At 70.6% G+C, this 24,675-nt stretch carries 23 protein-coding genes and 2 tRNA genes; 16 read left to right on the top strand and 9 right to left on the bottom strand.

Annotation, left to right across the window (positions count from 1 at the left end; all coding sequences use genetic code 11):
- Nucleotides 1–5: 5 nt before the first annotated feature.
- Nucleotides 6–2,318, bottom strand: a complete 2,313-nt coding sequence (locus tag LXT21_RS35510) for an ATP-dependent helicase (RefSeq protein ID WP_254042673.1) — start codon at nucleotides 2,316–2,318, stop codon at nucleotides 6–8.
- Between the two features lie 125 nt (nucleotides 2,319–2,443).
- Here LXT21_RS35510 and LXT21_RS35505 point away from each other — a divergent pair, with 125 nt between their 5' ends.
- From LXT21_RS35505 to LXT21_RS35490, 4 genes are all read left to right on the top strand, one after another.
- On the top strand, nucleotides 2,444–2,929 hold the full coding sequence (locus tag LXT21_RS35505; RefSeq protein ID WP_254042672.1) for a PaaI family thioesterase: 486 nt from the start codon (nucleotides 2,444–2,446) through the stop codon (nucleotides 2,927–2,929).
- 123 nt (nucleotides 2,930–3,052) lie between these two features.
- Nucleotides 3,053–3,697 carry an RNA polymerase sigma factor gene (locus tag LXT21_RS35500; RefSeq protein WP_223747803.1) on the top strand — a complete coding sequence of 215 codons (645 nt, stop codon included), beginning with the start codon at nucleotides 3,053–3,055 and terminating at the stop codon, nucleotides 3,695–3,697.
- Nucleotides 3,690–4,238 carry a zf-HC2 domain-containing protein gene (locus LXT21_RS35495; protein WP_254042671.1) on the top strand — a complete coding sequence of 183 codons (549 nt, stop codon included), beginning with the start codon at nucleotides 3,690–3,692 and terminating at the stop codon, nucleotides 4,236–4,238. The genes LXT21_RS35500 and LXT21_RS35495 overlap by 8 nt, the downstream gene beginning before the upstream one ends.
- Nucleotides 4,239–4,249: 11 nt before the next feature.
- Nucleotides 4,250–5,416: an AraC family transcriptional regulator gene (locus LXT21_RS35490; RefSeq protein WP_254042670.1), complete on the top strand. Its 1,167-nt coding sequence runs from the start codon at nucleotides 4,250–4,252 to the stop codon at nucleotides 5,414–5,416.
- A gap of 62 nt (nucleotides 5,417–5,478) precedes the next feature.
- Here the strand turns inward: LXT21_RS35490 and LXT21_RS35485 are convergent, their stop codons facing one another.
- Both LXT21_RS35485 and LXT21_RS35480 read right to left on the bottom strand, forming a co-directional pair.
- The gene (locus LXT21_RS35485; RefSeq protein ID WP_254042669.1) at nucleotides 5,479–6,666 is read right to left on the bottom strand and encodes a hypothetical protein; all 1,188 of its coding nucleotides are present in this window, start codon (nucleotides 6,664–6,666) and stop codon (nucleotides 5,479–5,481) included.
- A 46-nt stretch (nucleotides 6,667–6,712) separates the two neighbouring features.
- Nucleotides 6,713–7,384: an RNA polymerase sigma factor gene (locus LXT21_RS35480; RefSeq protein WP_254042668.1), complete on the bottom strand. Its 672-nt coding sequence runs from the start codon at nucleotides 7,382–7,384 to the stop codon at nucleotides 6,713–6,715.
- 319 nt (nucleotides 7,385–7,703) lie between these two features.
- Between LXT21_RS35480 and LXT21_RS35475 the strand changes: the two genes are divergently transcribed.
- From LXT21_RS35475 to LXT21_RS35460, 4 genes are all read left to right on the top strand, one after another.
- Nucleotides 7,704–8,411 carry a metallophosphoesterase gene (locus LXT21_RS35475; RefSeq protein WP_254042667.1) on the top strand — a complete coding sequence of 236 codons (708 nt, stop codon included), beginning with the start codon at nucleotides 7,704–7,706 and terminating at the stop codon, nucleotides 8,409–8,411.
- Between the two features lie 332 nt (nucleotides 8,412–8,743).
- Nucleotides 8,744–10,507 (top strand): vWA domain-containing protein, encoded by a 1,764-nt coding sequence (locus LXT21_RS35470; protein ID WP_254042666.1) that lies wholly within the window; start codon nucleotides 8,744–8,746, stop codon nucleotides 10,505–10,507.
- Nucleotides 10,508–10,539: 32 nt separating this feature from the next.
- Complete coding sequence (locus LXT21_RS35465; protein ID WP_254042665.1) at nucleotides 10,540–11,547, top strand: hypothetical protein; 1,008 nt, start codon at nucleotides 10,540–10,542, stop codon at nucleotides 11,545–11,547.
- 21 nt (nucleotides 11,548–11,568) lie between these two features.
- The gene (locus tag LXT21_RS35460; RefSeq protein WP_254042664.1) at nucleotides 11,569–11,940 is read left to right on the top strand and encodes a Mov34/MPN/PAD-1 family protein; all 372 of its coding nucleotides are present in this window, start codon (nucleotides 11,569–11,571) and stop codon (nucleotides 11,938–11,940) included.
- A gap of 2 nt (nucleotides 11,941–11,942) precedes the next feature.
- Here LXT21_RS35460 and LXT21_RS35455 read toward each other — a convergent pair whose 3' ends face one another.
- The 3 genes from LXT21_RS35455 to nfi all read right to left on the bottom strand — a co-directional run bounded on the left by LXT21_RS35455 (nucleotide 11,943) and on the right by nfi (nucleotide 15,782).
- On the bottom strand, nucleotides 11,943–12,449 hold the full coding sequence (locus LXT21_RS35455) for a DUF2267 domain-containing protein (protein ID WP_254042663.1): 507 nt from the start codon (nucleotides 12,447–12,449) through the stop codon (nucleotides 11,943–11,945).
- A 104-nt stretch (nucleotides 12,450–12,553) separates the two neighbouring features.
- A complete protein-coding gene (locus LXT21_RS35450; RefSeq protein WP_254042662.1) occupies nucleotides 12,554–14,896 on the bottom strand; it encodes a GMC family oxidoreductase N-terminal domain-containing protein in 2,343 nt (780 codons plus the stop codon).
- 184 nt (nucleotides 14,897–15,080) lie between these two features.
- Nucleotides 15,081–15,782 carry a deoxyribonuclease V gene (gene nfi, locus LXT21_RS35445; RefSeq protein WP_254042661.1) on the bottom strand — a complete coding sequence of 234 codons (702 nt, stop codon included), beginning with the start codon at nucleotides 15,780–15,782 and terminating at the stop codon, nucleotides 15,081–15,083.
- Nucleotides 15,783–16,080: 298 nt separating this feature from the next.
- Between nfi and LXT21_RS35440 the strand changes: the two genes are divergently transcribed.
- The 8 genes from LXT21_RS35440 to LXT21_RS35405 all read left to right on the top strand — a co-directional run bounded on the left by LXT21_RS35440 (nucleotide 16,081) and on the right by LXT21_RS35405 (nucleotide 22,402).
- Nucleotides 16,081–17,112: a hypothetical protein gene (locus tag LXT21_RS35440; RefSeq protein WP_254042660.1), complete on the top strand. Its 1,032-nt coding sequence runs from the start codon at nucleotides 16,081–16,083 to the stop codon at nucleotides 17,110–17,112.
- Between the two features lie 36 nt (nucleotides 17,113–17,148).
- Nucleotides 17,149–18,501 (top strand): hypothetical protein, encoded by a 1,353-nt coding sequence (locus LXT21_RS35435; protein WP_254042659.1) that lies wholly within the window; start codon nucleotides 17,149–17,151, stop codon nucleotides 18,499–18,501.
- 105 nt (nucleotides 18,502–18,606) lie between these two features.
- The gene (locus tag LXT21_RS35430) at nucleotides 18,607–19,686 is read left to right on the top strand and encodes a hypothetical protein (RefSeq protein ID WP_254042658.1); all 1,080 of its coding nucleotides are present in this window, start codon (nucleotides 18,607–18,609) and stop codon (nucleotides 19,684–19,686) included.
- Between the two features lie 173 nt (nucleotides 19,687–19,859).
- Complete coding sequence (locus LXT21_RS35425; RefSeq protein WP_254042657.1) at nucleotides 19,860–21,128, top strand: S8 family peptidase; 1,269 nt, start codon at nucleotides 19,860–19,862, stop codon at nucleotides 21,126–21,128.
- Nucleotides 21,129–21,315: 187 nt separating this feature from the next.
- On the top strand, nucleotides 21,316–21,564 hold the full coding sequence (locus tag LXT21_RS35420) for a hypothetical protein (RefSeq protein ID WP_254042656.1): 249 nt from the start codon (nucleotides 21,316–21,318) through the stop codon (nucleotides 21,562–21,564).
- A 9-nt stretch (nucleotides 21,565–21,573) separates the two neighbouring features.
- A complete protein-coding gene (locus LXT21_RS35415; protein ID WP_254042655.1) occupies nucleotides 21,574–22,155 on the top strand; it encodes a HesA/MoeB/ThiF family protein in 582 nt (193 codons plus the stop codon).
- An 84-nt stretch (nucleotides 22,156–22,239) separates the two neighbouring features.
- Nucleotides 22,240–22,310: transfer RNA gene (locus LXT21_RS35410), tRNA-Gly, on the top strand.
- Nucleotides 22,311–22,331: 21 nt separating this feature from the next.
- Nucleotides 22,332–22,402: transfer RNA gene (locus LXT21_RS35405), tRNA-Gln, on the top strand.
- Between the two features lie 187 nt (nucleotides 22,403–22,589).
- On the opposite strand, the gene LXT21_RS35400 is transcribed toward LXT21_RS35405, so the two are convergent.
- The 3 genes from LXT21_RS35400 to LXT21_RS35390 all read right to left on the bottom strand — a co-directional run bounded on the left by LXT21_RS35400 (nucleotide 22,590) and on the right by LXT21_RS35390 (nucleotide 24,586).
- A complete protein-coding gene (locus LXT21_RS35400; protein WP_254042654.1) occupies nucleotides 22,590–22,913 on the bottom strand; it encodes a putative quinol monooxygenase in 324 nt (107 codons plus the stop codon).
- 217 nt (nucleotides 22,914–23,130) lie between these two features.
- Entirely contained in the window at nucleotides 23,131–23,475 is a 345-nt protein-coding gene (locus LXT21_RS35395; protein ID WP_254042653.1) for a zinc ribbon domain-containing protein YjdM, read from the bottom strand.
- 82 nt (nucleotides 23,476–23,557) lie between these two features.
- Nucleotides 23,558–24,586, bottom strand: coding sequence for a hypothetical protein (locus LXT21_RS35390; RefSeq protein WP_254042652.1), 1,029 nt, complete (start codon nucleotides 24,584–24,586; stop codon nucleotides 23,558–23,560).
- Nucleotides 24,587–24,675: the final 89 nt, after the last annotated feature.

The following is a 24,675-nucleotide window of genomic DNA, read 5'->3' as shown; positions in this document are numbered from 1 at the left end:
ACCCACTACCCCGGCATCAGGAAGCGGGCAATGACGCGCTTGAGTCCCACGGCGCCGCCGAACTCCACCGTCACCTTCGCGTTGGGCCCCGTGCCGTCCGCGGCGACGATGCGGCCCACGCCGAACTGCTCGTGCCGCACGCGCATGCCACGCACGTCGCCGCTCACCCCGTCCATGTCCGACGCCTGTGAGTAGGAGCGGTCGATGCGCGGACCGTCGTCCTCGTCCCAGGTCCGCTTGCGCGGCGCCGCCATGGGGGCGGGCCGGGGCGGCTCCGGGATGTCCTGCTCGCTGATGCCGAACAGCTTGGGAGGCACGTCGCGCAGGAAGCGGCTGGGCGGGTTGTAGCGCAGCTCACCGAACAGCGAGCGGCACTGCGCCAGGCTCACGAAGAGCCGCTTGCGCGCGCGCGTGAAGCCCACGTAGCAGAGCCGCCGCTCCTCGGCCATCTCCTCGCCGTTGTCCGGGTCCTCGCCCTTGAGCGCGCGCGAGTGCGGGAAGACGCCGTCCTCCAGGCCCGTGAGGAACACCGCGTCGAACTCCAGGCCCTTCGCCGCGTGCAGCGTCATCAGCGCCACCCGACCCTCGCCCACCTCCGCGTCCGCGTCGCCCACCAGCGAAATCTGCTCGAGGAACGCCTGCAGCGGGGGCGTGTCCGCGGACAGGGGCGCCGCGTCCACCTCCGGAGGCACCTCGACCTGAGGGGCGGACGCCGCGGCCACCGCCGCCGCCGCGCGGTTCAGGTCGAACTCCTGCGCCGCGCCCAGGAACTCGCGGAGGTTCTCCGCCCGCGTCGTCGCCTCGTCGCTGCCCTCGGCGACCAGCGTCTCCACGAGCTTCGTCTCGCGCAGCATCTCGTCCACCGCGCTCGCCGCGTCCGTCGTCCCCTGCGCATAGCGATGCAGGGACTCCAGCAACCCGTGGAACGTGCGCAGCCGCTTCACCGCGGTGGTGTTCAGCGCGGGGATGAGCCCGGGCTCGGCGAGCACCTCGTAGAGGCTCTGGTTGCGGGTGTTGGCGTGGTCCACCACGCGCTCCACCGTGGTGTCGCCGATGCCGCGCGCCGGCGTGTTGATGATGCGCAGCAGGTCCGCGTCCGAGCGCGGGTTCACCATCAGCCGCAGGTACGCGGAGGCGTCCCGCACCTCGGCCCGGTCATAGAAGCTGCGCCCGCTCACCAGCGTGTACGGCACGCGCGCCAGCCGCAGCGCCTCCTCCAGCACGCGGCTCTGCGCGTTGACGCGGTAGAACACCGCCATGCTGGAGAACTTGATGAAGCCCTCCCGCTGGAGCGCCAGGATCTGCCGTGAAATCTCCTGTGCCTCCATCCGCTCGTCGCGGTTGAGCATCAGCTGGAGCGTCTGGCCCGCGGGCCTGTCCGACCACAGCTTCTTCTCCATCCGGCGCGTGTTCTTCCGGATGACCTCGTAGGCCGCGTCCAGGATGTTTCGGTCCGAGCGGTAGTTCTGCTCGAGCTTCACCACCTTGGCGCCGGGGTACTCGCGCGGGAAGTTGAGGATGTTGTCCACGTCCGCGCCGCGCCACCGGTAGATGGACTGGTCGTCGTCGCCCACGACGACGAGGTTCGCCGAGGGCGGCGGCGCCAGCTGCTTGAGCAGCGCGTACTGCACGGGGTTGGTGTCCTGGAACTCGTCCACCAGCACGTGGTGGAAGCGCCGGCGGTAGTTCTCCAGCACCTCCGGCCGCTTGCGGAAGAGCGTCACCAGCAGCAGCAACAGGTCCCCGAAGTCCACCGCGTTGGCCGCGCGCAGGCGCTCCTGGTACGCGTGGTAGATGCGCTGGACGAGCAGCCCGCGCTCGTCACCGGGCTCCACCACCATGTCCTCCGGCAGCCGGGCCTGGTTCTTCTCCTGGTCGATGCGGCTCAAGATTTCGCGCGGCTGCATGGACTGCTCCAGCCCCGCCTCGCGCATGGCGCGCTTGACGACGTTGAGCTGGTCGCCGTCGTCGTAGATGACGAACGAGCGGGTGAGCCCCACGTGCTCCGCCTCGCGGCGCAGGATCATGGCGGCCGAGGAGTGGAACGTGCTCACCACCAGGTCGTTCGCCTGACGCCCCAGCAGTTGCACCAGGCGCTCGCGCATCTCGCGGGCCGCCTTGTTGGTGAAGGTGACGGCGAGGATGCGCCAGGGGAACACCTCGTGGACCTTCACCAGGTACGCCACCCGGCGGGTGATGACGCGCGTCTTGCCGCTGCCCGCGCCCGACAGGACGAGGAGCGGGCCGCCGTGGTGCAGCACGGCCTCGCGCTGGGGGTCATTCAGGTCTTCGAGGAGGGCGGATTCGTGGGCGTTCACGGGCGACTCGGGGGGAGCCCCTGCTTCTAACGTCTTTCACCGTCCGGTGGGCGTCCTTCCGCACCCCCTGGCACGCCCGGCCGGTCCCTCGGGCGCCGAGGCTCGGATATATAGGGCGAAACATCATGTCCGACGCCCCCTCCGTCCCCCCGGCGAAGCCCTCCCAGGCCGCGCTGGACCGCTACGCCGAGCTGTTCAACCAGAGCCTCACCCTGCGCCACTTCGGCGCCCAGGTGGCCTTCCCGGAGGGTCGCAAGGTGGTGGTCACCATCCCCGAGCTCAAGCCCGAACACCGCGGCGGCGTGGGCAGCGCCGCGGCCGTCAACGGCGGCATCCTCGCCGCCCTCTTCGACTACGCCATCGGCACCAGCGGCGCGCTGGTGGACCCGTCCCGCCGCTGCGCCACCGTGCAGCTCTCCATGAGCTTCCAGCGCCCCGTCACCGGCGACCACCTGCGCGTGGAGGCCGAAATCGACAGCCAGGGCCTCACCCTGCTGTTCGCCACCGCCCGCGTCTACGACAGCCAGGACCGCGTCTGTGGGAAATGCCAGGGCGTCGTCCGCCTCTCCAACCTCCCCTGGCCCTCGGGGGAAAGCCCCGCCGCGAACTGACCTTTGGCCACCCCTCCGCACATCCTGCTGGCGCCCGGCGATATGTCCGCCACCGACGTACGTTCCCCGGAGGGCGGGGAGCGGCCAGAGCCCCCAGGCGCAGCTGAGCGACGGGAAGACGGCATGAGTGCAGCCGTGCAGGGCCTGCGGATGACGACGGTTCGACTAGCGAGGGAAGCCGAGGAGCCGATGGAGGCGGCGCGCGGGGCGGACGAGGAGGTCCTGGCGCGCAAGGCGCTCGCCGGGGACCGGTCTGCCTGGGACGCGTTGGTTGCGCGCCACCACCGCCGCGTCGTGGTATCGCTCCTGGCCCGGGGCGTCCGGGTGGACCGGGCCCACGAGCTCGCCCAGGAGACGTGGGCGAGGCTCATCCAACAACAGCAGCGTGGACTGCTGACGGAGCTGCGCCTGCCCAACCTCGCCCTCACCCAGGCGGCCTTCCTGGCCGCGGACGATGCCCGCCGGGCCCGGCGAGAGTCCATCTCCGGGGCGGTGGAGGAATTGCCCGAGCGTCAGCATCCGGTGGACCCGGCCGTGTCCGCCGAGCGTCGCCTGCTGTCCGAGGAACAACTGTCCCGCGCCCACGCCGCGCTCGCCCAGGTGTCGCCGAGCGCGCGGAGCGTCTTCCTCCTGGCCTGTGACGGCCAGGAGCTACCCCATGCCGAAGTCGCCGCGAAAGTCGGACTCTCCGTCCAGCGCGTGCGGCAGATCCTGTGCGAGGTGCGCAAGAAGCTGCGCTCCGCGCTCGAGGAGGAGACCCATGCTTAAGCCCCACCTGACCCGCGACGCCGCGGAGCAGTACATCCTGGGCGCGCTCGCCCCGGAGAAGGCGGCGGCGTTGGAGGCCCACACGCTGGAGTGTGAGCCTTGCGCCCTGCTGCTGCAGGAAGAGGCGCTCCTGTCCGAACAGCTCAACGAGGTCGCCCAGGACTGGCCCGCGCGCGAGGAGCGCGTGACGCGCCCCGTGCTCTGGCACACGCGCCGCGCGGCGGCGGGGGGCGCCATCGCGGCCCTGGCGGCCTCGCTGGCCCTGGTGCTGCTGCCCGGGGGCAAGGCCACGCAGTCGCGGGAGCTGGAGCCGGGAGACGTGCTGCCGCCCTCGCTGGCGCTCGGCTTGGACGAGGACGCGCCGCCGACGAACGTGGTGGCCTGTCCGGACCTGGCCACGCAGGCGTTCTGCACGCGCAAGGCGGCGGAGCGGGGCCTGCTGGTCATGACCCCCTCGGGCATCGCCGAGGTCCCCCGCTATGAGGCCCGGACGGGCCTCCCCGAGGGCGCGCTGAGCGCGCGCCAGCCCGTGTCGCTGTGAGGACGCCCGCCATGGACTTCCGGAAGAATCTCGCCGCCCTGCTGCTCGCCCTGGCCGCGCCCGCGGCCCTGGCCGAGCCGTCGGGCAGCACCCCGAAGCTGCCGGTGGGCTGGTACGTCACGGAGAGCGCTCCCAAGCGCTACGAGGCGGGGGTGGACACCAGCGCCCCGTGCGAGGGCGGTCGCAGCGCGTACCTGCGCTCGCTGAGCCTCGACGAGGCGGGCTACGGCACCTTCATGCAGGCCTTCGGCGCGCAGGACTTCCGCGGCAAGCGGCTGCGCTTCTCCGCCGCCACGCGCGTGAAGGACGTGGATGGCTGGGCCGGGCTGTGGATGCGCGTGGAGGGACCGGACCCCAAGCAGCCGCTCGCCTTCGACAACATGCAGTCGCGCGCGCTCGTGGGCACCCGCGGCTGCAAGCGCCACGAGGTGGTGCTGGACGTGCCCAAGGAGGCCACCACCATCATGGCCGGCCTCATCATGAGCGGCACGGGCCAGGCGTGGCTGGACGGCGTGCGCTTCGAAGTCGTCGACGAGTCGGTCGCCGTGACGGACCTGCTCGCCTCGCGTCCGCTGGTGGCCAGCACCGGCCCCGCCGGCCTGGACGAGCCCTCGCCCGTCTCGAAGAACGACCAGCTCCCCGTGGGCCGCGTGGGCGACATCTGGTTCAACAACGGCCGCATCGCGGCGGCCAAGCCGTACACGCGGCGCCAGGACGGCGTCTGGGTGAGCATCCTCTCCGAGGAGATCTACGAGCACGGCATCGCCGTGACGGGCACCTTCGGCCAGCGGCAGGTGGACCTCCGCGTGAAGGCGGGCACCTCGCTCACCCAAATCGAGGGAAGCTGGGGCGAGGAGCCCGTCAGCATCCAGCTCAGCCCGGACGCGCTCACCATGAAGTGGGGACGGCTGACGCGGCACCTGCGGCGGGACAAGGACGCGCCGGTGGACAGCACGTGCAACCGCTACGCGGCCACCGAGGGTCCCCGCGTGCTGGACCTCGTCGACGTGTGCGGCGCCGCGCTGAGCACCCGCCCGCCCACCGCGCAGCTCGTGCTGAGCTTCCTCGACAACGGCTTCCGCCGCGTCGTCCCCTCGCGCAACTTCCCCATTCCGCAGCCGCCCGTCCGCAGCCGCGAGGCGCTCAACACCCCGACCGCCAGCCCGCCGCCGCAGTAGTCGCGGGGGCCGTGGAGTCCCGAGGGCCCACACGGGGCCCCCTGGGACGACCGGGGCTTGCTTCAGAAGGCGAAGTCCCGCTCCAGCGTCTCGTTGCCCGCCTGCACCGAGAGGTGCGCGGAGCGAGCGCCGGTGGCGGAGGCCGAGGACAAATCGAACGACATCCCCTCGGGTCCGTTCGTGGGCTTGAGCGAGGGCCGGCCGGGGCTCAGGAACACCGCCGCCGTCACCGTCCTGCCCGCCAGGGGCTGCACCAGGAGCCGCACGCGCTGACGCTCGCGCACCAGCACCACGCGGAAGTCGCGCCGCTCCTCCAGCACCTCGCGCTGCTCCGGGTGGCGCGCCGAGGACGGGCGCTGCGACACCGGGGCGCGGGAAGAGCGCGCGGCGGGAGCCACGCCCGCGTCCCCTTCGTCCATCTCCAGGGCCTCTTCAATTGCGTCGTCACCCTCGCCCAGGGCCAGCACCGCCTGGGCGCACTCGCCGCAGCGCGCGGTGTGCGCGTCCACGCGCTCGCGCTCGTCGGCCGTCATCAGGCCCATGTCGAAGCGCCACAAATCATCCCGCGTGAGGTGACGACGGGGAGGCGAATCCACCGGCGCGGTGTCCGCGATGTCCGCGCGGCACTCGACGCAACCTTGGATATGGGGGGTGGGACTCTGGGGGCCGGATGACCACGTCGCCACCAGGTCATCGCAGCCGGCCCGGGCACTGAACCACCAGGCCTTGTCCTGCTCCGAGGGCTCGAGGAGCAATTGCTCCTGGCGACGCTCGGGGTTGAGGGGAATGAACCAACGGGCTCTCGGGCGAAGCAGCGCGTCCAGGTTCCCGAGCGACTCGAGGAAGCGGTCTCGATTTCGCGCCGCGTCCCCCTGCAATTCGCCCTGCAAGCCTTCCCAGGCGGCGAGGGCAAATGCCTGCGAGGCGGCCCTGTCACGAGCGGCAAGTCCCTCCAGCGCCGAGGCGCGCCACACCTCGGCCTCCTCCCCACCGTCCAGCGCCACCTCCATCGCCTCTTCCGCGGCCCTCAACAGCACGGGCTGGAGCGCCTGCGGTTTCTGCGCCTGGAGCCAGGTCTCCACTTCCGGTCGACCGAGGCCTCGCAGGGCCGGCTCCACACCTTCGGTCCCCAGTCGGGTCGCCCGCCTCAACAAATCTCCGGCGGCTTCCAGGACGACTCCGGGTGGGACGCTCGCATCGGTGAGCTGGGAGCGACGGGCGGCATAGCGAGACATGGCTTCGGTCTTCATGACTTCATTCCTCCTGAATACCCCGGGGTGTGGCCGGGAAGGAGGCTCACGCTTCCTCCCCTCGTGGCGACTCGCGCTGGAGATCCAGCAGGTAGAGCTTCAAGTAGGCCTGCGCGCGACTGACGCGCTTGTAGGAGTTGACCACGGTGATGTTCAGCCGACGCGCGCATTCCTCGTGATCCTCCACGTCCTCGTGGTGATACAGCTCCCATGCCGAGGCCTCCTTGGGGTGCTCCTGCTGGAGCCGTGCGAACGCGGCCCAGTACAGCTCCTGGGCGTCCGCGCGCTCCTCCGTCCTCCGGCCCATCTCCACAGCACGAGCCCGCTCGGAAGGCGGCTCCTCCATGGCGTCATCAGGGTCCGACGGAGGCGCCGCGAGCTCCTCGCGGTGCCTCCGGTAGAAGTCGATGGCCACGTGCTTGACGATGCGCAGGAAGAACGTCTTGGGAGACGCACTCCGGCCCGGCATCTGCTGGGAGATGCCACGGAACTGGTCCAGCCCGCGGTCGAGGAACTTGCCGACCGCGTCCTGATAGAGCTCGTCGCCGTCCGCTGGGGAACCGCGGCCGTAGCTCGCCTGAATCTTGCTGATGACGTACCGGGCAGGCCGGCTCCACCGCTGAACCAACGCTCCGAGCGGGCCCCCAATGGGCTCGCCCGTGGCGCGGCGGCGGACCACCTCCGCGAACAATTCGTCATCCGTGAGCTGCTCGAACACCGGAAGGACCTGGGAGCTGTGCCCGGAGACCCGCCCCGGGAGATGGGATTACAGGGATGTCGCGCGGCAAGGTACCACGTTGGCATCCGCAGGCAGCCTCCGAGTGGAGCAGGGGTGCCCAGGCCACCCGGACGACCGGACAGTCGTGGCACCCACGAAGCCCGACGCCCGGGTCGCCGACTTCCTGACAGGATTATCCCCGGGGCCATCCCAGAGGGGGAACGGGAATTTCCCGGTCAGGAACATGGGGGGCCCCCGTCCCTGGCCGCATTGCTTCCGGGCGCCCGCCCACCCTCCCGCTTCCAAGGAACCCCAAGTCATGTCCCCCCGCACCATCGTCATCGGAGACCTCCATGGCTGCCACGACGAGGCCCTGGAGCTGCTCGCCAAGGTGGGGGCCACCTCCAGCGACCGCGTCATCTTCGCGGGGGACCTGGTGGACCGGGGGCCCAAGCGCCGGGAGTGCGTGGAGCTGGCCATGCGGCACGAGGCCATCCTGGGCAACCACGAGGAGACGACGCTGCAGCAGCGCCACCGCGCCGCCGAGCGGCTGAATCCCGACCACCTGGAGACCCGTCAGGTGCTCGAGCCCGAGCACTACGAGTGGATGGCCCGGCTGCCCCACTACCTGCGGCTGCCCGAGCACAACGCCGTCGTCGTCCACGCCGGGATGATGCCCGGCCTGCCCGTGGAGGCGCAGGACCCGTACCACCTGCTCCACGCGCAGTGCATCCAGCCGCCCGGCAAGAAGAGCTACTGGCCCTCCAAGGCACCGCAGGGGTGGACGTTCTGGACCCACCACTGGAAGGGCCCGGAGCGGGTCATCTTCGGACACACCGTGTTCGACCAGCCGCTCGTCACCGAGCACGCGGTGGGCATCGACACGGGGTGTGTCTACGGACGCTCCCTGACGGCGGTGGTGCTGCCGACCTGGGAACTCGTCTCGGTGCCAGCCCGGAAGACGTACCGGGGTGGCAAGGACGTGGCGAAGTTCCCGGTGCATGGCGACGTGTGCGTCTACTCGTGAGCATCCGTCAGCGACGCGTCGACTCCGATTGAAAAGCTTCGCGCCCGGCCGACAGGGCCAGACACGCAATGAGAGGTGCGGGTTCGAATCCCGCCGGGGCCGTCAGGCTCCGTAGTTCAACGGTAGAACACTGGACATTCAATCCAGCATCACCGGCCTCGTCACTCGGGCGCACCTTCCTTCCTCCTCCCTCACAGCTTCGCGCGGGTGGCCGTGCCTCGTGCACATGAAGCCCCCCGTGCGCTCCACGCGCGGTGCACTCCCAGGGCCCTGTCGGGCTCGAGGTCCGCCCCGCGCCTGACCCGCCGTACGTCCCGAAAGGGGGACTCCCCATGTCGACGAACCCGAACACGCAGCTGTTGCCCGAGTCCCAGCGAGGCCCCGCCGAGAAGCTCCTGGACCTGGTGCTCAGCGGCTCGGCCCACCTGTGGCACAACCGTCCTGGCCTGGACGTGGGTGGAACCTGGGTGGCCGCGGCGCACGCCACGCCGGCGCAGCGCACGGTGGGCAAGCCCGTCAAGCCGGGCCTCTTCGTGCCCGCGGCGGTGAAGCTCTACCGACAGCTGCTCGACATCCACCAGCTCAACTCGGAGCTGATGGCTCACTTCGCGTCGTACGCGCTGACGCAGACGGACTGGCGTGACCTGAAGGTGGCCACGTGCGCGCTCATGCTGGTGCAGCAGCACGCGGGCCAGCCGGTGCGCGGTGACGACGGCCAGGTGGCGTTCCACGACGACGACTACCGCTCCATCGGCGAGGCCATGGTGCTGCACTACGAGCGCAAGTCCACGCGGATGCTCACGCCCAAGGCGGTGCTGCGGGTGGCGGAGCTGCTCGAGCTGCCGGACATCGCCAGCCTCAACCGCGCGGCGGGCTTCGGGGACCCGGCGTCGCGCAAGCCGCCCATGGGCCGCTGGAAGCGCGTGGCGTCCAGGTGGCTGGCCGCGCGGGAGTCCAACCTGTCGATGCTCCAGGGCCTGATGAAGGCCGGCTACAAGGAGACGTTGAAGAAGCTGGCGCGCAAGGCGGGCTACAAGCCGCTCACGCAGGGCTTCTTCGAGGTGCTCGGCTGGAAGCAGAAGCAGGCCGAGGGCGGGCACCGCACGGTGGGCCTGAGCGGGCTGACGTTGGTCAAGCGCGAGCGCTTCGACGGGCTGTCCGAGGCGGAGATCTGCGAGTGGATTGATTCCGAGCGGCTCTCCTACAAGGAGGTCGTGGGCCGGCTGCCGAAGGACGTGGGGATGACGCCGGCCATCATGGTGGCGCTGTTGCCCTCGCTGTCGGACCGCGACCTGCGGCTGATGACGCCCACGTTGGAGGAGCTGGGGCTGCTCGCGGAGCCCACGGTGCGCGCGCGCTGGGAGAAGGCCGTGCAGACGGCGACGGACCAGCGGGCGCTCAACATCGCGAAGAACGTGCGCAGCGAGGTGCTGCGCCAGAAGCTGGAGGAGGCGAGCGACAACGCGGCACGACAGGCGGTGGCGGAGGCGACGGCGGAGACCGACGTGCGGGTGATGTTCCTCATCGACAAGTCGGGCTCCATGGACGGGGCCATCGAGAACTCGAAGGAGGCGCTCGCGCGCATCCTCGCGGGCTTCCCGATGGAGAAGCTGCACATCGCGGCGTTCGACACGATGGGCACCGTGCTGCGTCCCAAGGCCTCCAACCGCACGGCGGTGCAGCACATGCTCGCGGGGCTGAAGGCCTCGGGTGGCACGACGCACGCGGCCGGCGTGCACGCGCTGCACCGGGACGGGATGAGGGTGCCGGAGGGGGCGAAGCTGGTGGTCATCGTGGTGGGCGACGAGGCGGGCGAGGCGGGCGACCAGTTCGCCCGGGCGTTCCGTGACGTCGGCTTCCCGGTGGCGGCGATGGCGCTGTTGGTGAGCGTGGCGGGTGGCCGTGGCAACACGGTGCGCACGTGCGCGAGCCAGCTGCGGGTGCCCTTCAGCGAGGTGAACGTGGACCAGTTCGCGGACCCCTACCAGGTCCCCCGGGTGCTCAAGGCGCTGCTGGACGCGCCGACGATGCCCGGTGCCAGCCAGTCCGGCTGGGTCGAGCGGGTGATGCGCACGCCGCTGTTGAAGGTGGCGTGAGCGCGAAGTCGTGGTGAAGGCAAGGAGGCGTCGTGGACTACCGGAAGTTCCTCGGGAAGGTGGAGTCGGCGGTGCTGCCGTACCTGGGCGGCGGCACCGTGGACACCGCCACGCGACGCCTCCGTGTCACCTCCCCCGTGGCCCCGGGGTGGTGGCGCTTCGAGTTGAAGGGGCGAGAGGCCACCGCCCGTGAGCCCGCAGGGCCCGAGGGCCTGGAGGCGCTGCCGCGGGTGCGTGGACATGTGTGGGGAGCGCGTCTGGTGCTCGAGGGCGCCGTGGCCAGGCCCCTGGAGCTGATGCCGGAGGACGAGCCGTCACCGCTCGCGCCCGTGAGCGCGCGGCGCTGGCATGACGGCGCGCTGTTGTTCGACGGCGTGGAGTTCGAGGGCGAGGCGGAGGACGCCGCGCGTCGGGCCCTGGAGGAGGGCCAGCCGCTGGCATCCGTGAAGGGCGTGAGCGCTCCGCTGCGCGCGGCGTTCGGCTATGCGCTGCTGGAGGCCACGTCGCGGGTGTTGGACATCCGCTTCGCCCCCGCGGAGACGCGAGGGCGGGTGTTGAAGGTGGCCGAGCTGGGCCGTCCGGAGGCGGAGTCCTGCCTGAGGGCCCTGGCGGAGGAGCGGCGGACCCACCAGCGGGTGCTCGAGGCACGGCGGATGGCCGAGCAGCGGCGTGCCCGGGACGAGGCGCAGACGGTCCGCGCCACCGAGCTGGCCCAGGAGGCCCGTCGGCGGGTGCTGTCGGGCGACGCGTCCTGGGGCCGGGGTGCGCCGGTGGGAGACCACTCGCGCGCGGAGGTGGCGTTGCAGGGCGCGGGGGCGCGGCTGCTCCATCATCGCCGCATGGCGGGGAGCCAGTTGGAGGTGACGTTCAGCTTCATGGGGGAGCGGTTCGTCTCCATCGTGGACGCGCGCACGCTCCAGGTGATGGACGCGGGCGTGTGCCTGGCGGGCGCGGACAGCGAGGTGACGCTGGAGAGCCTGCCTTCGGTCATCCGCGAGGCCATCGATACCGACGTGCTGGTCATCACCCGGCACGCGTGACACGGGAAGAGAGGAGGAGCCATGTCGACGCATGAGGTGTGTCTGCTCATCGGACAGGACGAGGAGGTGCTGTGGTGCGAGGCCTCCGAGAGTCCCGTCCTGCTGCCCGACTCCCGCGCGCGCTGGGAGGCCATCTGGTACTGGCGTGAGGAGCTGGTGGAGGTGGCGCACAGCCACCCCGAGGGTCCGCTCGGCTTCTCCGAGGAGGACGAGACGACGATGACCGCGTTGACCGAGGCGCTCGGACGCGCGCCCCGCTTCTCCGTCGTGGCGCCCGGCGGCATGGTGGCCCGCGTGGAGGGCCGCGACGTCTGGGTCTCCGAGGAGCCCTGGTGGACTGGCCCCCTGCGCGAAATCTCCGGCATGCAGTACACGCCGATGGCGCGGGCCTGACGTCAGCTCGGACGGCGCCACAGCTCCCGCAGGTCCTCGGGGAGCTGGTCCATGACGTCCTCGGCCTCGCCCTCGGAAATCTGCGCCCGCACGGAGTTGAGCACCGCGCGGACCACGGGCTCCACCGCCTCCGGGTTGAGGGCCAGGTCCTCACCCACGCGCGCGAGCAGCTCCTCGCGGCCGAAGCCCTTGGGCAGCTCATCCTCGTGACGCTCGCAGCGGTGCAGCAGCAGCGTCAGCTTGTTGGGGAGCTGCGCCTCCAGGTCCTGCGTCTCGCCCTGGGTGATGCGCTGCTCCACCGCGCAGAGCACGGACACCGCGGCCTGCTCGGCCACCGAGGGAGACATGCCGCCCCGCTCGCACAGGTGCTTGAGGAAGGCCGCGTAGTGCTGGCTCGCGTGCGCTTCCTTCCGACGGGCGCGGCGGACCTCGATGGGCAGGCCGCCTCGCTCGCTCGAGCCGTCCGCTGAAGAAGACTCCTGCCCTTCGCGCTCCCGCTTGTCCGCCATGGCCGTGTCCTCCCACAGTGTCTTCGTGGGGTCAGGTTGCCCACGGCGCGCGGGAGGAGCACCGCCCACTGACACGACGGAACGGGCCGCTGGCTCCCCGCCCGCTACGCGGCCTTCTTCACGTAGGTGTCGTAGAGGGCGCCGAAGAAGAAGCGGCCGAAGCGCAGCAGCGCCTGCCAGTGCCCCGCTGCGTCCCGCGCGCCGAGCACGCGCAAGGTGGAGAGCTGCTTCGCGAAATCCGCCGGGTCCAGCGACAGCACCCCGCGCGCGACACAGGGGCCCGAGGTGTCCGTTCCCCGGTACACCGACACGAGCAGCCGCGTGGTGTCGGCCCACAGGTCGAACCCCGCATCGTCGTAGACGTCCTTGTACCCATCGAGGAAGAAGCGCTCGCCTGACTCGGCGACGAGCGGCAGCAGGTAGCGCATCCGCCGCCCGCCAGGACGCGCGCCCTCCTGGGTCATCAGGTGCAGCTCGCCACCCTCCACGACGAGCGGCCGAGGTGACAACGCCAGGGCCTCCACCATGCCGGAGAGTGACAGCGGGTGCAGTCGGTCCTCGAGCGTGCGCTCCAGGTCCCGCGTCTCCACCGTGACGACGAAGCGCAGCCGCGTGGCGTCCTCCCGCTTCGGGTCTCCCGCGACGAACTCGTGCTCGTGCACCGCGCCGGAGACGTGCCCGTACATCGTCTCGGAGAAGCGCACGCCCACCGGAGTCCGCGCGTCCGCATTGGGGGACTCCAACGCGGGCGTGTAGTCGATGTGCCAGTCGCGTCGACGCGCCAGCAGCGCGACGGAGCGCTCGGCCACCGCGGAGATGGTGAACAGCGGGTTGGTCCCAAGCGACCTCGGAATCACCGAGCCGTCGCTGACATAGAGCCCCTCGTGGACCTCGCTCCCCTCATGACCGGAGAACACGCGCCCCTCATGGTCCACGACGCCCGCGCCCGCATGCTCCGCCATGACGCAGCCACCGAGCGGATGGGTGCACAGCACCTCGTGTCCGGTGAGCCGGTTCCACAGCGGGTTGCGCACGAAGGTGCCACCCAGGGCCGCCGTGGCCTCGCGCAGCCGCTGGTCCACACGCGCGAGCTCCGGCTGTGTGCCCACGTCCGGCCAGTGCACCCGCACCCGGTCCCCCTCCATGCGCAGCTCCCCCGCTCCCGCGTCGTGGGACATCACGAGGAAGGTCTGCGTGTTGCGCATGGCCCCGTGGTACGGGCCACGCACCGCGCTGTCCGCCACCCGGGCCAGCTCCTCCAGCTTGTCCTTCAGCCCCGAGTCCATGTCCTCGCCGCCCACCGCGGCCGCGGCGGAGAGCAGCGCCAGCATCGGCTTGCCGAACGCGCCAGGCATGGCCCCGTTCTCGATGACCATGCCGTCCTCCTGCCGGGCCGTCGCGCGCGCGTCGATGATGCCGCTGATGGTGGGGCCCACCGGCTCGCGGCCCTCTGGCGGATTCACGCCGTGGCCCACGCCGTTGACGGGCACGTCCGTGTTGTAGCCAAAGGCCATCACGTCCCCGTTGGCGCTGAAGCGCTGGCCCAGCTGCTTCGACAGCGGAAGCCCCAGTGCGCGCGAGCGCATCAGGATTTCCGCCGTGCCCATGGTGCCCGCCGCCAGCACCACCAGGTCCGCCGTCAGCCACAGGTCCGGCGCCTCGAAGCGCTCGCGCCCGGTGTTCATCGGCCGGTAGTAGATGCGCCAGCGATTCCCATCGCGCGCCAGGTAGCGCACGGACACCTCGGTGAAGACCTTCGCGCCGTGGCGATGCGCGTCCGGCAGGTAGTTCATCAGCACGGAGCTCTTCGCGCCCTGGTTGCAGCCGGTGAGGCAGTCGCCGCACAGCGTGCACGCGCCCTGCCTCACGCCCGCGTCGTTCACCTGCTCCTCGAAGGAGACCGCCAGGGGCGGACGCTTGAAGGTGCCGCCCATGCGCCGGGCCGCGCGCTCCATGGCCGACAGCGAGGCCAGGCGCGGCGAGGACTCCGGATAGGGCGTGGGCCGCAGCATGCGCTCGGCCCAGGTGAACCCATCCTCCAGGAGCCCGGGCACGTCCTGACGGAACGCCTCCGGCCAGCGTGAATCCTGGAGCACGCGCGGGTCCGGCCGCAGCGTCACACCGGCGTTGATGAGGGACGTGCCGCCCAGTCCACACCCCGACACCACGGCCACGTCGCCGCCCCGGTGCAATTCGAACAAGGCCGTGGCGCGCCCCAGGTCGACGTTGCTCTCCGCCTCCATGTGGACCTGGAGCTCCTGAGCGAAGTCCGCCTCCGTGCGCGGGTAGTCCCCCGGCTGCAGCTCGCGGCCCCGCTCCAGCACACACACCTGGCGCCCCGCCCGGGCGAGTCGGCTGGCGGTGATGGCGCCGCCATACCCCGACCCCACCACGACGACGGGGTGATGCGACGCCAGCTCACTGCACCGGGATGACAACCTCCGCATCGACGCTCCCACGGGCGACCCCCACCTTCGCTGCGCCACCGTCACGAGAGCGCCCACGCCCTCTTCGCGTCAGGTGGCCGGGGACACATCCGCCCGGGCCGTGCTCACGCCCGGGACCGTCCCCATCTCGAGGACTCTGGACATAGAGGTCGTCGGGCCGTCGGTCAAATCCGGGGAGGTCGTCTCACTCCAGCTCCGCGGCCTCGCCGTCCGCGCGGCGCAGCGCGTTCACCATCCGATGCGCGTGGCGCGTCGTCTCCGGCTCGCGGTACTTCGGGCTCACCCGCAGGACCAGCTCCACCGCCGTGGGCAGGTCCATCAGGTGCCCCGGTGAGACGTAGACGGGCTGCACCGACTTGCGCGTGCGGACCGCCATGCCCACCACCTCGCCCTTGTGGACGATGGGCGACGTGGACCCGCGCGCGTCTCCCAGCTTGCCGTGCGTGCCGACGAGCAGGGACTTGGCGCAGCCGATGGAGGGGATGCCGAACAGGAGCCCACCATGGCTCGCGATGCCCAGCCGCCGCGGATGGGCGATGCCGTGCCCGTCGAAGATGAGGACGTCGGGCCGCATCGAGAGCCGCTCCCACGCGACGGCCACCACGGGCAGCTCCCGGAACGAGAGCAGCCCCGGCACATACGGAAACCCGAGGGTCACCGCCGAACCCGCCTGGGCCACGGGGACCAGCGTGCCGGCGTCCAGCACCACGATTCCACCGAAGCCCGTGTCCCGCCCCTTCTCCGTGGACACGTCCGCCCCGGCGACGCGCTCCACCTTCAGACCGGGTGGGGGTTGGAGCACCACCCGTTCCCGGAGCTCGCGCTGGAGCGCCACGGCCTCCGTCGGCGTGACGTCCCAGCGATGCATCGGAGCCGACAGTTCCATGTGTGACACGCCTCCGCTCCCCTGCCCCGAGGATGCGTCCCCGCACCGCGACTGCAACCCAGGAGGTCACCCGAGGACGTCCTGGGCGTGGACCAGCGAACGCTCCCATCGACTCCTGGGACGAGTCCGTGTCCCCGTCGTACTGCCCTCCAGGTCCAGCCTGGAATGCACGGCCGCCGTGCCTACCGTGCAGCCTCCCAGGCATCGGTGAAGCCGCTCCCACGGACCTCTGCTTCGCGCCACGCCTGGGACACCAGAGGGCCGGCCCACGGGAGCGTCGCATGTCCGGGAGTATCTGATGCGTCGAGTCCTCGCAGGCTGTCTCGCGGTATCCGCGCTGGGAGCATCGCTTCCCTCCGCCGCTTCGGAGTGTGGCTACACCGCCGCCGGCTGGAACGCCCCCAACGGCGCGGTGGTGTTCAGCCGCAGCGACGACGGTCCCATCCGCAACGTGATTGATGCGATTGGCGAGTTCCGCACGCACTCCATGCTCTCCCACGGCCCCACCGGCGGCGTCACCCACGCCACCATGAAGGACCCGGCCCAGAACAACTGGCCCACCGTCTGTGGAACACCGCTGGTCGCGTCGCAGCTCCAGTACGGCTACCCGGGCCTGGAGCAGGTGAACCAGGGCGGCATCTACCACTACCTCTACGATGCGAACGGCCACGGTCCGGACTGGACGGCGTGGCAGTTGGGCGACCCCGCGGGCGCGGCTCGCGTCGCGAACAGCCTCTGGTTCAATCACCCCTACGTCAGCGATGTCTCGCGCGTGGACGGAAGCCAGCGCATCGACCGGCCGCTGTGGAACGGCTCGCGCGTGCCCTACTCGCTGTTCCAGTACCGCGACCTGGAGGCGGCGCACGAGATTCCCGGCGGCGCGGCCAACAACGGCATGGTGTGCTCCACCTTCCTCGCCTACGCGCACGTGTACGCGGGCAAGGGCCCCGTCTCCGCGTACACGTACCCGCACGAAGTCACCGCCAACGCGGCCAACACCGTCCACTGGGGCGTGCATGGCCAGTGCAAGGAGTCGCTGGGCTGGTTCGAGAACGTCGCGCTGAACGTCATCTGTCCCGTCTTCTGGAACGTGTGCACCAACGCCGGCAACCAGGTGGCCAACTGCATGTCCGCCAACCGCTGCGACACCAGCACCAGCGTCATCTGGCGGCAGGTGCGCGACGACCCCAACGCCACCGCCACCTCCATCAGCCCGGACCGCATCGGCGGCTGGGGCGCGCACCCGTCCACCGCCACGCTGTGGGCCAGCGACTACTCCCATCAGCTCCAGTGGAACTCCGGCGGAAACGTCTACGGCTGCTGGCAGTGAGCCAACCTCGTCGCTCGAATCCCAAAGGAGCCCTGGATGACTCCCACGAAACCGACTCGGTGGCGCAGACGCCGGACGTTCCTGCTCGGACTGGGAATCGCGGCGCTGGTGGTGGGTGTGCTGCGCTCGAACGAGACGGACACACCGCCCGGCCCCGCTCCCTCTCCAGTCCACGACCGCATTCCCACGCGCGCCGAGGTGCGAGCCACCGCGGTGCTGCCCTCGCGAACCGAGCACGCGTTGAGGCCCGTCGCCGCGCCTCGCGTCCCCGCGCCCATCATCGACGAGGTGACGGTGGAGAAGCGGGAGGTCTGCTCCGGCGAGGACAACCTCATCAGCGTCCGCGCCCACTCGCCGGACGGTGACGACACCCATCTGCACACCACCATCGGCGCGGGCAGCGGCATGCGCGTGCCCCTGCGGGTCTGGCGGCTGGCGGACGGGACCTACGAGCTGCCCACCGTGACGGTGTTCGGCAAGGACAACGTCGCCACCCAGGTGCGCGTGCCCCGGTACACGGTGAAGGACTGCGAGCCGGAGCGACAGGTGGACATCTTCTCCCGACGCGCGCCCAACACGGAGGAGGAGTTCGAGTTCCTCGCGCGCATCCTCGAGCGTCCCCGAGCCGGCGGCGCGCCCACGCCCTTCGCGCCCGTGAAGTTCGTCTGGACCTTCGACGACCGGCACACCGTGACGACGAACGCGCCCGTGGTGACGCACTCGCTGCGCCCCGACCCGATGCGGCCCGCGGCGCTGTACTCGCAACACCTGGTGAAGGTGGAGGCCATCGATGCCTCCGGAAGGAGGGTGGCGGGGCGCTCCTCACTCCAGCTCCTCGATACGACGTTCGAGAACTTCGCCAAGAAGGGCATCGTCACGGTGCTCGCGGTGGGCTCGCCGCGCTTCCCCGTGGAGGACGCACAGGGCGTGGTCCGACAGACCTTCCGTCTCTCCCACCGCTGGAAGCGTCCGGTGCGGCTGGAGCGGGTGACGGCGCTGCGCTCGCTCATCCCCGAGGCCGAGGCACCACCGCTTCCCGAGGACACCGCCGAGGTGCGCCTGGGTGTGGACCTGCTCCCCGTGGGACAGGACGTGGAGGTCCCCGTGACGCTGGACGGCCGCGCCGAGGCCTCCGTGACCCACGTCAGCTATCTCCTCGAGGGAACGACGGAGGACGGACACCCCGCGCGGGGGACGTTCTCCATCATGCGACCGCCTCCCCGCCCCACGCGTGACAACAGCACCCCCGTGATGGACCCGGTGCTGCTCGCGAAGGTCAAACGCGCGCGCGAGCTGCTCGGCCAACCCTTCGTCACCGATGAGGACCTCTGGCGACTGGAGCGTGAGGGTCGCTTCAATGACCTGAAGGTCCAACGCGAGAGCCCCTGAGGTCACGCCGCCCAACCGGTGGGAGCGACCACTCCCACCCGCTCGGCGACCAGTGAGGTCGACGTCACCCAAGGTCCGGAGCCGCCGTGCTCCCCTTGGGGACGCATGCCCTCCCTCCTCCTGCTCCTGGCCGCGCTCGGCGTGAGCGACGCCGGCATCACCGAAGCCCCGTCGACGGACGTCCCGTCGGAACAGTCCCTGGAGCAACTGGAGCAAAGGGTCCTCGGGCGAGGCTGCGAGCCCCGGCTCCTGGGCGACGCAAGTCGCCGCTTCGTGGAGGCGCAGCTGCTGTGCGATGGGCACCTGTCCTTCATCCTCGTCCAGAGGTCCCTCGAGGGACGGGCCTTGCCCGAGACACCCAGGCGACTGAAGGCGCTCCTCGACGATGCCCTCACGCGAGCCCGCGCGCCCTTCCTGCGGGGCGGCGTCACCGTCGTGCGGGGACACTCACTTCCGCGCAGCGTGCTGTACCGAGGCTACGTCTTGTTGATGCTCGCCGGCCTGGAGCGCGCGGGAGCATCCGATGCGCGGAGCACCGCCCTGTTCGACGCGCTGGCCGCCCAGTTGGTCGAGGCGCTGGAACGACAGCTCCTGCTGCCCTCCTTCGGCAAGTCCATCTGGCCGTGTGACAGCGCGCCCGCCGCCGCGGGGCTGCTCCTGCACGGACGACTGCGTGGCGACGCGGCCTCGCTCGCGATGGGGGAGCGCCTCACCGCCCGACTGGCGGAGCTCGCGGCCCTGCCGTCAGGCTTTCCCACGAAGGTCGACGCGCGAGGCACGCCCGTGGAGCCCCTGCCGCGTGGCACCACCCTGGCGTGGACGGGCGCCTTCCTGGCCATGGGCGCACACCCTTCCGCCGCCACCTTCACCTCGGCGCTGGTGAAGGGACACTGTGACCACCCAGGCGGTGCCCTGCTCCCCTTCGCGGCCTGCCGGGAATGGCCTCGCGGCGTGAAGGGCCTGGAGGACTCCGCCAGTGGTCCCCTGCTCCAGGGCGGCTACTCCGTGGGCGCCAGCGCCCTGGCCATCGCCGCGACGCGCTTGTCCCCCGAGCACCAGGACTGGCACGTGGACCTGCGCAACACCGCGCGCGAGATGGGCATCCGTGCCATGCTCGAAAAGCCACACCTCCATCCCCTGGAGGCATCGCTCTACTGGTGGGGAACCACCGCGCGGCCCTGGTAGGCAATGTGCCCCGATGTCGGCACGCCGCGCTTCGTTCAATGACAGACGACCGTCTCATCCCTCGGGGCGCAATCAGGATTAAGCCGATTTATTAGTCCATCCGTATCATTCGGAGGAACCCAGTACAGGGGGGATGAGCCATGAATCGACGAATGACAGCGGTGACCCTGGCCATGGCTGGACTGGCATCGTTGGGAGGCTGTTCGAGCAGCCGGCCCAGCTGCAAGGACGCGACGGCCACCGCCGCGCTCCTCGCGCCACCCCAGGAGAAGTTCGTCGAGGTGAGCAAGAGGGTGCCGGGCGAGTACGTGGTGGTGCTCAAGGGGCCCGAGGCCAGCCTGGAGCCGCTCGCCGTGGCCCAGCTCACCCAGGGCCTCACCACGAAGTACGGAGGCGCCGCGTTCTCCGTGTACGAGCACGCGCTGCGCGGCTTCGCCACGCGGATGACGGAGGAGCAGGCCCGCGCGCTGTCCCAGGACCCCGCCGTGGCCTTCGTCCAGGAGAACGGCGTGGTGTCCATCCGCGAGAGCCAACCCAAGCCCACGTGGGGCATCGACCGGGTGGACCAACGCCACCTCCCGCTCGACAAGCTCTACATGTACAACGCCACCGGGCTGGGCGTGCACGTGTACATCCTGGACACGGGCGTGCGCTTCTCCCACAAGGAGTTCGGCGGCCGGGCCTCCGTCGGCTTCGACGCCATCGGCGACAGCATGAAGGGCAATGACTGTCATGGCCATGGCACGCACGTGGCGGGCACCGCAGCGGGCAGCTCCTACGGGCTGGCGAGGAACGCCACCATCCACTCGGTCCGGGTGCTCGGCTGTGACGGCAGCGGCACCACGGCGGGCGTCATCGCGGGCGTGGACTGGGTGACGAAGAACCACAAGTCACCCGCCGTGGCCAACATGAGCCTGGGCACCGACACGGACCCGGCGCTCGACGAGGCGGTGCGCCGCTCCATCGCCTCGGGCGTCGTCTATGTGCTCGCCGCTGGCAACGAGTCGGGGGACGCGTGCAAGCACTCCCCCGCCCGCGCTCCGGAGGGCATCACCGTGGCCGCCACGGACACGAGCGACAAGCGCGCCCACTTCTCCAACTACGGCGACTGCGTGGACGTCTTCGCGCCCGGCAACAAGATCACCTCCGCCTGGCACTACGGTGACTTCCAGACGCGCATCCTGAGCGGCACCTCCATGGCCGCGCCGCACGTGACGGGCGTGGCCGCGCTCTGGCTGGAGCTCAACCCCCAGGCCACCCCCGACGCCGTCGCCAGCGCGCTGTTCGAGAACGCCACCACGGGCGAGGTGCGCAGCGCGGGTGAGTGCACGCCCAACCGCATGGCGTACTCGGGCTTCATCGGCGCCGTGCCGCTCAACCCCACGGTGAGCAACCCGCCCGGGCCCTCGCCGACGACGGTGAGCGGCGAAGGCGCCAAGTAGGAATCCGGCCGCGAGGACCCTCCCCCTCGCGGCCCCCGAGGGCCGGACTCCGTCTCCACGGCGGAGCCCGGCCCTCGTCTTTCCGGCGCACGAGCGCCCACGGTCAGGAAGCGGAGGCCCCTCGCGTCCCGCGAGCCACCCCGTCGGCCGCGCTCCCGCGTCCCACGAGGGACACGCGAGGAGCCCCATGGCCACGCTGAACATCACCTACGACGGCATGTCCGCGGACGTGCCGGTGGAGCTGGACCGCCCCGTCTCCGACGCCGACGTGCGTCGCATCGCCACGGAGATGGTGCGCTCGGGCGGCGTGCCCGGTCTGCACGTGGCGCATCTGCGCGAGGACGCGTTCCAGCACTTCATGGTGGACCGCTTCCGGGGCGCCCGGGGCGACGAGCGCATCTACCTGCGCCCCAAGGTCCCCTTCGGCGCGCGGTGAGGTGACGCCATGCGAATCGTCTTCTGTGGCGTGGGGGCCATCGGCTCGCAGGCGGCCGTGCTGTGCCGCAACCTGGAGGCCACGTTGGTGTTCATCGACTTCGACCGCGTGGAGTCCAAGAACCTGCTCTCGCAGGCCTACGTGAAGCCCTCGGCGGGGAAGAACAAGGCCGAGGCGCTCAAGCTCCAGCTCCTCAACCTGCACGGCGTGAAGGCGGAGTCCTTCGGCGTGCGCGTCACCCGCGACAACGTGGCGGCGCTGTGCGGCGGCGCGGACCTGGTGGTGGACTGCTTCGACAACCAGGACAGCCGCCTGCTGCTCTCCGGGTTCGCTCGCGAGGTTGGCAAGCCGCTGGTTCACGGCGCGGTGAGCGCGGATGGAACCTTCGGTCTGGTGCGCTGGGACGAGCGCTTCACGCCGGACGCCGAGGACACCGCCGGACAGGCCACCTGCGAGGGCGGCGCGCACCTGCCGCTGTTGGGATTGCTGGCCGCGACGCTGGCTCGCGCCATCCAGGACTTCGTCGACCACGGCACTCGACGCGACGCCCTGGTGAACCTGTCGGCCGTCGTCCCCACCGCGGGCACGTGACGCGAGCTGCCCGAAGCAGGGCGGTGTCAGGGATGAAAACCATCCGCCGTAGATTCCCCGCAAGCTCGTTGGCAGCGCAGCAACGCGGGTGTCGTCCAGCGGCAGGATGACGGTTTCCCATACCGTCGACACGGGTTCGAATCCCGTCGCCCGCTTCGCCTCACGCAACAAACCCTACCGGGGTCGTCTAACAGCAGGATGGCGGAATCTGACTCCGCAGGCGCAGGTGCAACACCTGCCCCCGGTTCTCTTGCTCCCACTGCACCGTGTCCCTGATGCGCTCGGGAGACCGGACCGCGCCCCCCGCGGCGAAGCTCTTCTGGCGTACGCTGCTGGACAGCGCGGGCCGCGCGCGTCCGAGGGCCTGAAGCGAGTCGGGCGAGGGCCATTGCGCGGAAGGTGTTCTCTCCCGCGCGCATGGCCCTCGAGGTGGCTCAGAGCTTCACCGCGAGCACATCCACCTTCTCGATGGACGGAGGCTGCGCGAGCAACTCCGGTGCCTGGGCCATCAGGGCCGCGGCGACCTTGCCCGCGAGATGCGCCTGCCGACCCGCTTCGTCCGCGAAGGTATCGAAGATGCCGAAGGAGCTCGGACCGAGGCGAATCGCGAACCACTGCGCCGTCGCCGGCTCCGCCTGGACCAAGGGCAGCCCTCCCTCCAGGAACCGCTGCACGTCGGCCTCCTTGCCCGCCTTCGCCTCCAGGCGGACCAGCAGCCCCACGTGAACGTTCCCAGCCTTCTGTGATTGCGTCGTCATGGATTCACCCTCGTGCAAGTGGACAAGGCTCGGCCCCGCCCCAGCAGGGACGTGGGCCGCGCGCTGAGAGTCCTGTGGTACGGCGTCGGGTCGCGAGGCGCTGGTGGAGACGGCGTCCAGCGCGTTCGCGATGGGCCTATCTATAGGCCTCGCCGCCGCTCACCGTGAATGCCGTGACGTCAATGGATGGATAGTCATCACCTATGGGCGAAGACCGTCATGCCTTCTTCACGAACTCCGACTTGAGCCCCATCGCGCCGATGCCGTCGATCTTGCAGTCGATGTCGTGGTCCCCATCGACCAGGCGGATGCTCCGGACCTTGGTGCCGACCTTGACCACCGTCGAGGAGCCCTTGACCTTCAGGTCCTTGATGACGGTGACGCTGTCGCCGTCCTGCAGCAGGTTGCCGTAGGCGTCACGCACCTCGCGCTTCGCTTCCCCCGGCTCGACGGCGACGGCGGCGGCCGACCACTCATGGGCGCACTCCGGGCAGACGTAGAGGCTCCCGTCTTCGTACGTATAGGCGGAGTTGCACTTCGGGCAGGGAGGCAAGGTGCTCATGTCGATTCCAAGGAGAGAGACACGAACGCATATACACGAGCGATGCGCCGAAGGGCCCCTCTCCATCACCTCCAGCCGAGGGCTACAGGAACTCGTCCCCTCCCCGTGTCTCCGGCTCCTGCGCGGAGAGGAGGACATCCCCGGCCCCCTGCTCCACGCGGAGGCCCAGGCCCATCGCCGTCAACTCCTCGAGCGCGGTGAGGGCCTCCATCACGGGCTGGACGTCCGCGACCTTGGCGGGCACGGCGATGCGCTCGAGACGCGAGCCCACCTGTTCCAGCAATACGTGAGGAGGGTGTGCCTCGACATATCGGCCGTACAGATATGCGGGCGCGCACAGCTGGGAGACCCCCGAGGGAGCGACGGCCGAGACGAACGCATCGAAGCGCGCCCTCACCTCCTCCATCGAAGTCTCCTTCCGCCACAAGCCGAGCAAAGAGCGCAGGAAGTCCAGCAGCGGCTGCGAGCGACTCCCTCCCATCTTGCCTGAGGCGACCTCCAGTGCCCTTGCTGCGCGCGCGGAGTCCGGTTCGACGAAGAACAGCGGCAGCACCTCGTCGAGGCCTGGCGTGTAGAGCGGCTCGGCGAGCTGCTCCGGTGCGCCCGCGAACGCGCGCAGCGTCTCGGACTCGAGCGGCTCGCCCGCGAGCCAGCGGCACCACAGCGCCTCGAGAGAGCCCGCTGCGAGCGACGCGCGGCGCAGCAGATGGGGGCGAGCCTGCTCCACGCCTCCGAACAACACGACCGTCACCAGGTCGCCGAAAGCAGGCCCCTCGGGAAACTCGAGCGCGTCCACCCCCGTCCAGCGCGCGTAGCGCTTGCGCTTCAGGTCACGATGAATCTCGCTCGCCGCCTCACTCCACGCGGACCAGGGCACACCGAGCGCCGCGTAGTCCTTCCTCAGGCCCTCGTCCGCGGGGGCCGAGACTTCGTTGGGGCGCTTCTTGAAGTCGGCCCGTACGCGCTTGAGTTCCTTCGCGAGTGCGGGCAGCTCCTCCGCCGGACAGCCTCCTGTCAACAGTCGGAGACGGGAGACGGGAACGCCGGTCAACTTGAGCAGCCAGGCTTTGAACGCCGACCAGGCGGGTGCGGAGAGGTGTCGTGACTCCAAGGGCTGTCCTCGCTCAGGCGGCAGGGTGTTCGCGTCATGATAGCCGCGGCGCGAGCCTTGGAGGCCCGGCTCGGCCGTGCGGCACCAGG

Source organism: Myxococcus guangdongensis (assembly GCF_024198255.1).
Taxonomy (GTDB): domain Bacteria; phylum Myxococcota; class Myxococcia; order Myxococcales; family Myxococcaceae; genus Myxococcus; species Myxococcus guangdongensis.
Note: the sequence above shows the minus strand (reverse complement) of the source record. Positions and strands in the feature narration are given on the sequence as shown.

Excerpts from the sequence above, each read along its gene's own strand:
- LXT21_RS35505 (WP_254042672.1), top strand. The coding sequence starts at position 2,444 with ATGTCCGACGCCCCCTCCGTCCCCCCGGCGAAGCCCTCCCAGGCCGCG.
- LXT21_RS35500 (WP_223747803.1), top strand. The coding sequence starts at position 3,053 with ATGAGTGCAGCCGTGCAGGGCCTGCGGATGACGACGGTTCGACTAGCG.
- LXT21_RS35495 (WP_254042671.1), top strand. The coding sequence starts at position 3,690 with ATGCTTAAGCCCCACCTGACCCGCGACGCCGCGGAGCAGTACATCCTG.
- LXT21_RS35490 (WP_254042670.1), top strand. The coding sequence starts at position 4,250 with ATGGACTTCCGGAAGAATCTCGCCGCCCTGCTGCTCGCCCTGGCCGCG.
- LXT21_RS35485 (WP_254042669.1), bottom strand. The coding sequence starts at position 6,666 with ATGAAGACCGAAGCCATGTCTCGCTATGCCGCCCGTCGCTCCCAGCTC.
- LXT21_RS35475 (WP_254042667.1), top strand. The coding sequence starts at position 7,704 with ATGTCCCCCCGCACCATCGTCATCGGAGACCTCCATGGCTGCCACGAC.
- LXT21_RS35470 (WP_254042666.1), top strand. The coding sequence starts at position 8,744 with ATGTCGACGAACCCGAACACGCAGCTGTTGCCCGAGTCCCAGCGAGGC.
- LXT21_RS35460 (WP_254042664.1), top strand. The coding sequence starts at position 11,569 with ATGTCGACGCATGAGGTGTGTCTGCTCATCGGACAGGACGAGGAGGTG.
- LXT21_RS35455 (WP_254042663.1), bottom strand. The coding sequence starts at position 12,449 with ATGGCGGACAAGCGGGAGCGCGAAGGGCAGGAGTCTTCTTCAGCGGAC.
- LXT21_RS35450 (WP_254042662.1), bottom strand. The coding sequence starts at position 14,896 with ATGCGGAGGTTGTCATCCCGGTGCAGTGAGCTGGCGTCGCATCACCCC.
- nfi (WP_254042661.1), bottom strand. The coding sequence starts at position 15,782 with ATGGAACTGTCGGCTCCGATGCATCGCTGGGACGTCACGCCGACGGAG.
- LXT21_RS35440 (WP_254042660.1), top strand. The coding sequence starts at position 16,081 with ATGCGTCGAGTCCTCGCAGGCTGTCTCGCGGTATCCGCGCTGGGAGCA.
- LXT21_RS35435 (WP_254042659.1), top strand. The coding sequence starts at position 17,149 with ATGACTCCCACGAAACCGACTCGGTGGCGCAGACGCCGGACGTTCCTG.
- LXT21_RS35430 (WP_254042658.1), top strand. The coding sequence starts at position 18,607 with ATGCCCTCCCTCCTCCTGCTCCTGGCCGCGCTCGGCGTGAGCGACGCC.
- LXT21_RS35425 (WP_254042657.1), top strand. The coding sequence starts at position 19,860 with ATGGCTGGACTGGCATCGTTGGGAGGCTGTTCGAGCAGCCGGCCCAGC.
- LXT21_RS35420 (WP_254042656.1), top strand. The coding sequence starts at position 21,316 with ATGGCCACGCTGAACATCACCTACGACGGCATGTCCGCGGACGTGCCG.
- LXT21_RS35415 (WP_254042655.1), top strand. The coding sequence starts at position 21,574 with ATGCGAATCGTCTTCTGTGGCGTGGGGGCCATCGGCTCGCAGGCGGCC.
- LXT21_RS35400 (WP_254042654.1), bottom strand. The coding sequence starts at position 22,913 with ATGACGACGCAATCACAGAAGGCTGGGAACGTTCACGTGGGGCTGCTG.
- LXT21_RS35395 (WP_254042653.1), bottom strand. The coding sequence starts at position 23,475 with ATGAGCACCTTGCCTCCCTGCCCGAAGTGCAACTCCGCCTATACGTAC.